9 protein-coding genes are annotated in these 9,105 nt (G+C 48.1%); 1 reads left to right on the top strand and 8 read right to left on the bottom strand.

The genetic code is table 11. The features are described from left to right. Both L0156_30900 and L0156_30895 read right to left on the bottom strand, forming a co-directional pair. Positions 1-335, bottom strand: a 335-nt coding sequence (locus L0156_30900) for a pyridoxamine 5-phosphate oxidase (protein ID MCI0607410.1), incomplete at its 3' end; no start/stop codon positions are given. 1 nt (position 336) lies between these two features. Then, entirely contained in the window at positions 337-786 is a 450-nt protein-coding gene (locus tag L0156_30895) for a VOC family protein (protein MCI0607409.1), read from the bottom strand. Between the two features lie 545 nt (positions 787-1,331). Between L0156_30895 and L0156_30890 the strand changes: the two genes are divergently transcribed. Beyond that, the gene (locus L0156_30890) at positions 1,332-1,499 is read left to right on the top strand and encodes a hypothetical protein (GenBank protein MCI0607408.1); all 168 of its coding nucleotides are present in this window, start codon (positions 1,332-1,334) and stop codon (positions 1,497-1,499) included. A gap of 161 nt (positions 1,500-1,660) precedes the next feature. Here the strand turns inward: L0156_30890 and L0156_30885 are convergent, their stop codons facing one another. The 6 genes from L0156_30885 to L0156_30860 all read right to left on the bottom strand — a co-directional run. Then, the gene (locus tag L0156_30885) at positions 1,661-3,478 is read right to left on the bottom strand and encodes an FAD-binding oxidoreductase (protein MCI0607407.1); all 1,818 of its coding nucleotides are present in this window, start codon (positions 3,476-3,478) and stop codon (positions 1,661-1,663) included. 90 nt (positions 3,479-3,568) lie between these two features. Continuing rightward, positions 3,569-4,672 carry a beta-lactamase family protein gene (locus tag L0156_30880; protein ID MCI0607406.1) on the bottom strand — a complete coding sequence of 368 codons (1,104 nt, stop codon included), beginning with the start codon at positions 4,670-4,672 and terminating at the stop codon, positions 3,569-3,571. A 117-nt stretch (positions 4,673-4,789) separates the two neighbouring features. Further along, a complete protein-coding gene (locus tag L0156_30875) occupies positions 4,790-5,353 on the bottom strand; it encodes a hypothetical protein (GenBank protein MCI0607405.1) in 564 nt (187 codons plus the stop codon). Continuing rightward, positions 5,350-7,044: a CocE/NonD family hydrolase gene (locus L0156_30870; protein ID MCI0607404.1), complete on the bottom strand. Its 1,695-nt coding sequence runs from the start codon at positions 7,042-7,044 to the stop codon at positions 5,350-5,352. Before L0156_30870 ends, L0156_30875 begins: the two co-directional genes overlap by 4 nt. A gap of 333 nt (positions 7,045-7,377) precedes the next feature. Next, positions 7,378-8,412, bottom strand: coding sequence for a DJ-1/PfpI family protein (locus tag L0156_30865; GenBank protein ID MCI0607403.1), 1,035 nt, complete (start codon positions 8,410-8,412; stop codon positions 7,378-7,380). A gap of 393 nt (positions 8,413-8,805) precedes the next feature. Beyond that, positions 8,806-9,105 (bottom strand): pyridoxamine 5'-phosphate oxidase family protein (locus L0156_30860; protein MCI0607402.1); only part of this gene is annotated, 300 nt, incomplete at its 5' end.

Here is a 9,105-nt window from a genome sequence, read left to right as displayed (position 1 = left end):
TTGGTGCGCCGTCTACTGATGAATTCAATCGCGAGGATTCCGATTTCGTTATGGGCCTTCAGGTTCTGCTCAAGAGGGTCTCCTGGGACCGGTAATGCATCAATCAGAAGTGTTCGATCATCAATCGCACGAACGAACCCTTCGGGTCCGGTAAGTAAAGAGGCCCACGAGCGGTCTTTCGAGTCTATGGTGGCGGCAACGATCAATCGCTGAACGGATAAGAACTGTTGTGCAATTTGTGGAATTGTGGAACGTATGACTCCGGACACGCGGTTGGCCATGTCCTGGACGCCTGCCCGCCTCTGTACTTCCAGTTCTCCTGAATGATATTTCAAATCAGAAAAATCCACAGGAAGGTGCATCCGGTCTTGCAGCAGGATGAGAATCTGCGCCCGTCGGACTAAAGATTTCCAGACGGATTCCATCGGGATCATGAAAGAAAACTCCTCCAGACTTCGATCCCTCCAGATGAGCCACAATCCCATCATATAAAAACAGAACCTGCATTTCCCGCAGTTTCCTTTCGATTACTTTGACTTCTTCGATACTGTCCACTTGAAAGGAAAGATGATGAAGGCCAGGTTTCTCTTTTTCAAAACGCTCCGGACTCTGACTCTGTTGCCACAAAGTCAGAACCGTGCGGGAGCCAATGCCTAGAAACGCAAAGCGCCGTCCGTCCTCACGAGATTCGCGCAGAATTTCAAATCCGAATACATCCCGGTAAAACTTTTTGGACCGGTCAAGGTCCGTAACATTCAAACCGATATGTCCTGACTGAAAAGCCATGAACGCCTCCTTGGTCGAATTTCATGATAAGTGGCGGGAGGCACATTAATCAAATGATTTATTTTTACTTGATCAATGAAAATCATTCATGGCGACAACAATCAATCGCTGAACGGATAAGAACTGTGAAGAGTCGTACGTCACCACATTATTTGCGGATTTCTTTTAGGACCGGAAGATTCGTATTGTCAGAACCAGCCGATTTTAGAATTGAATCTATATCGCCGCGATGGCAAAAAAAGGGACAGGCTGACAGGCCGTTGTGGTCGCCAATCGATCGCTATTTCGGGGCTACTCAAGGTAGCTTGGTCGACGATGATAAAATCCCCCGCCTAGGAGACTACCAAACAGGACCGCGTTGTGGATTTGCGCGTGGACGACAACCCGCATCCGCTCGTAGAGCTCCGCCGCTTATTGAGTATTTACAAAGCGTATCGTCATTTAGCAAAAGCACAGAACTTCTTGCTGAAAAAGGACCAGGCTTCCGCAAAGAAAGAGTATGAGAGCGCGATGGCGCGTTATCCGGAAAATATTGAGCTTTCATTTTGGTACGCGGCGGACTTTACAACGCCGGTGGCCAACCGGAAGCCCTGCAGATTTTCAAAAAGGTGTTCGCTACTGATCCGCACTGGTATAAATTAATCGATCGTCTTCCAGCCGCCGATTGGCTGGCTGCCGAAGACGTTCCGCGCATTAAAGCAGTTGGCAAGTGACCTATGAGCATCAGCAGTCTATTTCCTTTTTAACATGGAATCTGTTGTGCCTACAGGTGCGTGGGAAAAAAATCCAGCAGTTCGGTTTAAGCGTAGAACGAATGATTTCTGTTCACGGAGATCCTGGTGCCATCGACCTCGAAATATATCAAGAAGCAATGCTAATTGAGACGCAAGAGGCCGTCGGGACTCCAGTCTTCGCTGCCCACTCCATGGTGCACAAAGAATAAACCGTCCGGATCGTACCGATCTTTAACCGCGCGCAACTTCGGATAATGATTGCCCCAGAATGCGTGCTGCCACGATGGATGAAAGTAGTTGCTCTCCGAAACATAAGATCCGCCATCAAGAACGATCCTGCGCAGCTCAGCAATCGCCGCATCTACGCTGCGGGCATTCCTTTTCGCGGCATCGAGATCCATACTTGCGCCTTGCTGTCCAGGGAATCTGGGCGCGCCGGCGCGAGCGGTAATTGCCAGCGCAAAAGATTGAAGCACCACCGGGTTCGTTGCAGTGTTTCTTGCTGCAGCGAGGACTTCAGTGGTAGCGCCGGCAAGACCCTTGTTGAAGTGCAGTTCGATAACATTGTGCCGACCGGCCGCAAGAAGAGCATCTACGAACTTCGGTTGAGTGTCCGAACCCAGCAGTGACTCCGGCATCCAGAGGGATTCATACCCATGAATGAACACCCCTACCTGCTCCTGATCGCCTCGCCACCACCCATGCGTTTCTGGTGCCCCGGGTCGCGTATCATAGACCATTGCGTTGCTGCCACGCTTTCTTCTGGCGGGCACATCCCACAGGCTTCGCATTTCGATTGTCGAACTATCAATCTCTTCCAGGATCGTCAGGCTGTCTTGCTCCTTTTTGACCCATTCGGCGAATGGTTGCCACGTGCGCTGTGGCTCTGCATTGTCGTTGCCCTGATAGAGCATCGAAATTTCCAGTGTATTTGAACCTACCTTAACACTCTCTCCCCAGTGTGGGTTCAAAAGACTCTCCTTATAGAATGCGATAAAGCGGCTGATTAGCCTGTGAAACGCGGCATCCGAACTAGCCCTGATGGTCCCACCGATTACCCCTGCGAATTTAGGAAGCTCGTGTGTGCGTAGTGTGAGCTTTGTAACGATTCCCCAGCTTCCTCCACCGCCTCCTTTGATAGCCCAGAAGAGGTCGGGGTTCATGCATTCGTTTGCGATGCGTATCTGTCCGTCCGCTGTTACGATTTCGGCTTCCAGCAGACTCGCGGCCGCAGTGCCGAATCCTTTGGAAAACGATCCGAACCCGCCGCTTTGCACCAGACCTGCTACTCCTACCGAAGTGCAGCCACCGCCCTGCACATAGCGTCCGCCTTTAACAATCACTGCGTCATAAAGGTCTGCCCACACAGCGCCTGCTTCCGTTGTAACTGCAGGCTCCGGCGCTATCTTGCCTTCACAACCTTTGGGAACGAAAGCCTCATGCAAAGTTACGCGGTTCATGCTGCGAGTCCAAACCAGAAGCGAATCCGGGGCGTTCGATGTTCCTTGATAACTGTGCGCGCCTCCCTTCACCACAAGACGTAGATTGTTTTCGCGAGCGAAGTTTACTGCTGCTACGACATCCCCCGTGTTTCTGGCGCGGACTGCATAAACACTGGCTGCCGGCGTCCAGGCATCCAGCCATCCGGAAACCTGTGTGCCAGCGGGTTGATCCCCGAGATAAAAAGGGTTCTTGAGATTGTTCACTACATCCTGGCAAGCTGCTGCCTTGGACTCCGGATTACATGGGCCAAAAAGAGGCTCCACTCTGATTAAGTTTCCGTCCACCTGCTTGCTCAGCTGTTCCCATTTTTTGGGATTTGGCCATGCCGGATCGGAAGGGAGTAAACGGCTCGTGGCCCGCCTGGCTGTGGCACCTCGAACTAATCTTGGACGCAAAACATCCGGCAAAATTGCAATCACCGCTCCCAAGCCTTTCAAAAATGTTCTTCTTTGCATTTTCATCATTATTTACGATCACGGTGGTTGAAGTGTTCAAGTCTTACACCACCGTTTTCGACTCTTGCACGCATGCTTCTCGTGGACATTTCAGTCGGCATTCAAGTAGATGTCCGCAAGACCGCTAGCGATTGCCTCAGCATGTCCGAGTTTGTCTTCCCCGGCTTTAGCGTTGCAAAGAACGATGATAAGCAGGTTCTCTTCCGGGAAGCGGTTAACGATCGAAGAAAATCCTGAAATGGCTCCACCATGGGTGATGAGAGGCTTTCCATGCATCCTTGTCAGGAACCATCCCATTCCATAGCTTGATGTTTGATTGCGAAAGGGAAAGGAAACCCCCGCCGAAGCAGTAAACATCAATTCCCGATACTGCTTTGAGAGAATCTGATTGGACTGCAACGCTACGTTCCAGTTGGCCAGATCCTTTACAGAGGAAGCCATGCCACCCGCAGAAGCACCGCCGCTGTAATAAGGGCTTGGCTGAAGTTCGGTTCCGTTCCATTCATATCCTTTTGCAACATCAGAAAATTCCTTCAAACGATGCGAAGTCACGGTTCTCGCCATACCCAGTTTTTTGAAGAACTGTTCTTCCAAAAAGTGATCGTAGCTTTTTCCGGTAACAGACTGAATGATCGAGCCCAGCAGGATATACCCTGTGTTGCTATATTCCCAACGTTCGCCTGGCGGAAACGATCGGGGCGCCTCTGCAAGTCTTTTTCGGAATTCCTTTTCATCTATCTCATCCAGATTGTCTTTACGCAAATCCCGGTTCACTCCCGAGGTGTGAGTAAGAATCTGTCTCAAGGTGACTTCGCTGTAAATTTCAGGCATCCAGGATAGGTAGGTGGATGCCCGGTCTTCCAACTTCAGCTTTCTTTGCTCGATAAGATAAAGGATACAGACAGCTGTAAACGATTTCGTTGCCGATGCGATTTGAAATACCGTATCCTGTGTTACTTTCTTACGATGCAATATCTCCGCAATCCCGTAACCAGCCATGATCTCGTATTGATTGCTGCGGATCACCGCAACGGACGCACCGGGAACATGCCGCCGGGCAAGTTGATCCATGATAAATCGCTCAGCTTTCTCTTTTTTAGAATCGACTGAAGTTCCCAAAAGGAACGTGAGCACCATCAAGAAGGTGATCGGGAGAGTGAGCGTTCCATGAACACCTCCCTTGTCGAGTTTCATGATAAGTGGCGGAAAGCACATTAATCAAATGATTTATTTTTACTTGATCAATGAAAATCATTCATGGTGACAACAATCAATCGCTGAACGGATAAGAACTGTTGTTGATCTTTCGATTTATTTCCAAATCGGAATGTTCACGTAGCTTTGATAGTACCAATGGATCTGCAATGGGATCTTTGCATCGCGAATATTCTCATCGCTCACATCTCTTCCAGTACCATAGTTAATTTGCGCATAAGGATTTTTGTTGACATTTAAGGTGATCAGCAGGCGGCTGCCCTTACTCAACATCCGGCATACCATCCGGGTTTTATTAAATGGAATTGTTTCGATTTTACCTGGTATCAATAGTCTCCTGATACTCATATCTCTCGCATAACTTGCGCGCCCAAGAAAGTAAGAAAGATGAAACAGCTCGCCATCAGGCATTACCTCGTATAAGACGATTCCGATATCCATGTCCTTCTTGTTGATACTTGCTTTGATTTCGCCCGAAAATGTGCCCTGAATTGAAATTGGTTCGTCGAAAGGCTCACTGATGAAAGCAAATCCGTTGGAAAGGTCAGGTTTCTTACCAACGATCGGGTCGGGGTAGTAATCATTGTTGGTCGTCTTTCTGTCGGCAAAATCCACTTCCTGATGTAGCGACTCAAGTTTCGACGGCTTATTCTCACTCAATTTGTAATAATCTCGAGACTTCTGTTGGTTAAGTAGAGAGTCAGCATACTGTTGCTCATTTTTTCAAGGGACGGCGCATGTCTCCACTCATTCGCCCCCATCAGTTCATAATTCATTTTATCCGCAAGTATCGGAAGTTTAGCGCCGTTACGCAGAATGAAATCCATCCACTGGAAGGTGATCTCCGGGGTATCCATCTGCGCCACCGGGTCAATCGTGTAACCTCTCAGAACCCATGGCTTGCGGGACGACTGTGCACCAAAATGATCGTACGGGCCAATCAGCAAATAATGGTCCGCATTTTTGTTATGCTTGTAGTGTTCCTTCAGATAATGCAGCGCAGATTGTTGACCATCATCGTAATAGCCTGTGATTGTTAAGACCGGGATATTGATTCTTGCAAAGTCCTGCTTATACGGGACCATCCGTTGCCAGTACTCATCGTAACTTGGATGCTGCAACCATCGCTGGAGCCATTTGTTCGGCGTTCCGTCAACCCTATCAATTTCGCGATAAGACTTCCCGCTTTGGTACCACCTGTTGTTTAAGTCCCCCCATCGTTTGCTATCAAAATAGGTTGTGTTATCAAGATACTTGTTATTGGTAACGTAAAATGCCCACGCATAATTGACGAACAAAAATATGTTGTTTTCCATCGGTAAGCCATCGCCCGGATTGTTTGCAACATACGGAACGATTGTTTTAAGGACCTGATGAAGTGTCTTGGTTGCAGCCCATGCCGCAAAACCTGAGTAACTTCCGCCATACATTCCGACTTTCCCATTGCACCAGGGTTGCTTGCTGATCCAGTCAATCACTCCATAGGCGTCCCGAGCAACGTGCTCGTAAGGATCAATTTCATCAGGACTCAGTCTCTTGCCCCTTGTCTCTGCTGTCACGCCAACATAGCCATAGGAAGCTGCTTGCAGCGCCAGGTTTAAACTGAGATCCGTATAACTCGTGAAGCATAGCGCCGCCGGCTGAGGAGTATCAATCCCCTTCTTTCGAACCACAATGGCGGAGAGGGTTGCACCCTCTTTCGTCTTAATCAAAACGTCATCCTGAATTATGTACCGCCTGTTTTCATCTTCTTTGATTAGCGCGCTGGTTAACGGAGAGAGAAGTTTGTACACCTGATAAGGTTGATATTGTTGTACTAGCTGCAAAGCCTCATTGAGGTCGATACTGTCTCTGTCTTTTAAGTTCTCCAGGGATTGCTGCAATGCGTTTTGAGCACGGGCCAGATTGTAACCGAAACTCCAGGAGACGCGATAAGCATCCGTATCGTTTAATTTGGAATAAGCGTTCCGGAATGACTGCTGAAATGCATCTTCAAAAGAAATATTTTTGGCGGTTTGGGTGACCCTGGTGCTGCAGAAGATTTCATACACCATGTTGGCCATATTTGCATGACTCGGATCCTTAACCTTAAAAACCTCGCGCAGTGATCTTATGGTTGCGATCGCCTCGTTGTAGTTTGTGGCAATCATCTGCAATCGAAATAGATGATCCAGGTATTTTTGCCGATCGTCCTCTTTGTATATCTCAATCATCTTCTTCGCGAGCTGCGGCATGGCAGTCTGCAGGTCTTCTATCTTTGTGTGCGCAGATTTTGGAAAGTCCAGCTGTTGAGCTGACGTGTGAATCGGAATAGCAAGAGAAATTAACAAAAAGCTGATGAGTTTTTTCATTGAATTAATCTTATCCAATTCGCCCTTCCTCCTTCACTCCACAGTAATCTAGCAGCAACCATTCTCGCCGAATCCACAGGAGTTATGTTCGGTCACTTTGCCGTATCGCCTGCGCCAGTTGTAAAACTTGCTCCTGCCGATTCTCAACGCTCGTTTTTCCACAGGATGTGGAGGAAGTTCACAATCTTCAGTATCGTTAAGACCGTCTTGTGGCAGGCATACATATTTCATAATCAGAAGCAGCCACAGGGTTCAAATCTATGTTGAGCGTAAGTCACGTCCGCGTACCTGTGCCGAAGAGTCGTACGTCACCACATTATTTGCGGATTTCTTTCAGGACCGGAAGATTCGTATTGTCAGAACCAGCCGATTTTTTTCTTCCGATACCTGTTCCAGAATTGCTTCTCCTGTCCATGTCTGGCCCTTTGCATCGGAAAATTTCCAAAGGCTCTTCGCCGGATCATTGAGATTCTGACGATTCCACTTGCTTTCAGTTGCGAGATAACCGTTTAAGGAATCAAAAAAGGACGAATTGGAATCCGACTGCACTTTCCACACTGCGGTCCAACGGTCAACACCCCCTTCGTGTTTGATCACTTCTCGCTCATAACGTCGAATAAATGGTGTTACAACTCTCAACTGTTGATCGGCAAGCGCTGCGCGTACGTATTTCGATTCCGAGTCCCAGTTGTATTCCAAGCCGGTAGCGACCACCTGGGCCCAACCTTTACCCAGCAGTTTTTCAACAACATGAAGTGAGCCGTCAATTCCTGAAGATAATCCGGCGCTGGTTATGATTTTTCCGTTATCCACAAAACGTTTATCGGATACGACTTTTGCCTTTGGCGCGGCTTGATGGAGCCCCGGAATCATCGAAGCAAACGTCGTCGCTTGCATGCCATCCAACAGCCCGGCCCGGGCCAGAAAGAATGCTCCAGTGCATACAGAAAGTACCGCTTCGGCTTGCTTTGTATTTTCCTGAATCCAACGGATCACAACAGGATTCTCTTGATGAGCAGCGATCTCACCCCCCGGAATCAGTAACACATCCGGTTTCGGATGATTTTCAAATGTGTACTGCGGTGTCACCTTCATCCCCATATATGTTGTAATTGGAGCGGCTTTTTCAGCAACAGTAAACACATCGAACCCCGCTTGCCCGAAAACTTCATAGGGGCCAGTAAAGTCGATGATCTCCACTCCCTCGAAAATGAATAGGGCTACCCTCTTTTCCTGTGCGAGGGCAGCCTGGCGCGGCGGGACGGTTCTTTGCTCTTGCGGGCTTGAATTGGCCGAACTGCTGTTTCCAGGGCAGACCAGTAGGGACAATATCAAAACGAGACATAACGAAACTCTCCTTCCATTCATGAAACACGCTCCTACAGACTGAAATCGAAAAGATTCATTTTTTAAATCCTAGATTTAAGACGAGTGAAAGTTCAAATGAAAAGATCTCATCTTGGGGATTAGATCCCTTCATGGCCTTTTATAGTTTTGGCTCAGGATTCAATCAAATAGAATGTTTTCATCACCACCATAAGCAAGTTTCATCATATCCGCTCTCATGAACTTCATCCTCAATTCAAAACCAACCTTAGATTAGGAGTCTCTATCTTGGCTCAAGCGAGCATGGACCGCCACCGCTCCTTGATCATGTGTATTGAACGAATGATCGATTCACATCCAGAGCCAAAATGTTTATGAAGTCGAAAAGAATGTGTGTGGCTGCGGATACTGCTTCAACCGGTTCCTGAACGATATTCAAAATATATTTGCTGGGTTTGATGGTGAATAACTCAAAAGACTCCAGCTCAGATTCGTAGCTGCTGTAATTTCGATGACTTGCTCGATGTCGAACTCGATCAGCCTTTCTGCCCCTGCAAATTCGGCAATACGTTCTTCTTCCCAGATTACACGCGCTTTTCCAGTCAGCTGCAGCGTGTTTCCATTTTTGAAATCGAGAAAAAGCAAGCCTGCATTTGGATTGACCGTAATGTTCCCCAGGGTATTAAACATCTTGTTACCGGAATAATCAGGGAACAAAATCCGGTTTGAGTTCAC

It is taken from the genome of bacterium (genome assembly GCA_022616075.1).
GTDB lineage: Bacteria > Acidobacteriota > HRBIN11 > JAKEFK01 > JAKEFK01 > JAKEFK01.
Note: the sequence above shows the minus strand (reverse complement) of the source record. Positions and strands in the feature narration are given on the sequence as shown.

Coding starts and splice junctions, on each gene's coding strand:
- L0156_30865 (MCI0607403.1), bottom strand. CDS start 8,412: ATGAATGGAAGGAGAGTTTCGTTATGTCTCGTTTTGATATTGTCCCTA.
- L0156_30895 (MCI0607409.1), bottom strand. CDS start 786: ATGGCTTTTCAGTCAGGACATATCGGTTTGAATGTTACGGACCTTGAC.
- L0156_30880 (MCI0607406.1), bottom strand. CDS start 4,672: ATGAAACTCGACAAGGGAGGTGTTCATGGAACGCTCACTCTCCCGATC.
- L0156_30885 (MCI0607407.1), bottom strand. CDS start 3,478: ATGCAAAGAAGAACATTTTTGAAAGGCTTGGGAGCGGTGATTGCAATT.
- L0156_30870 (MCI0607404.1), bottom strand. CDS start 7,044: ATGAAAAAACTCATCAGCTTTTTGTTAATTTCTCTTGCTATTCCGATT.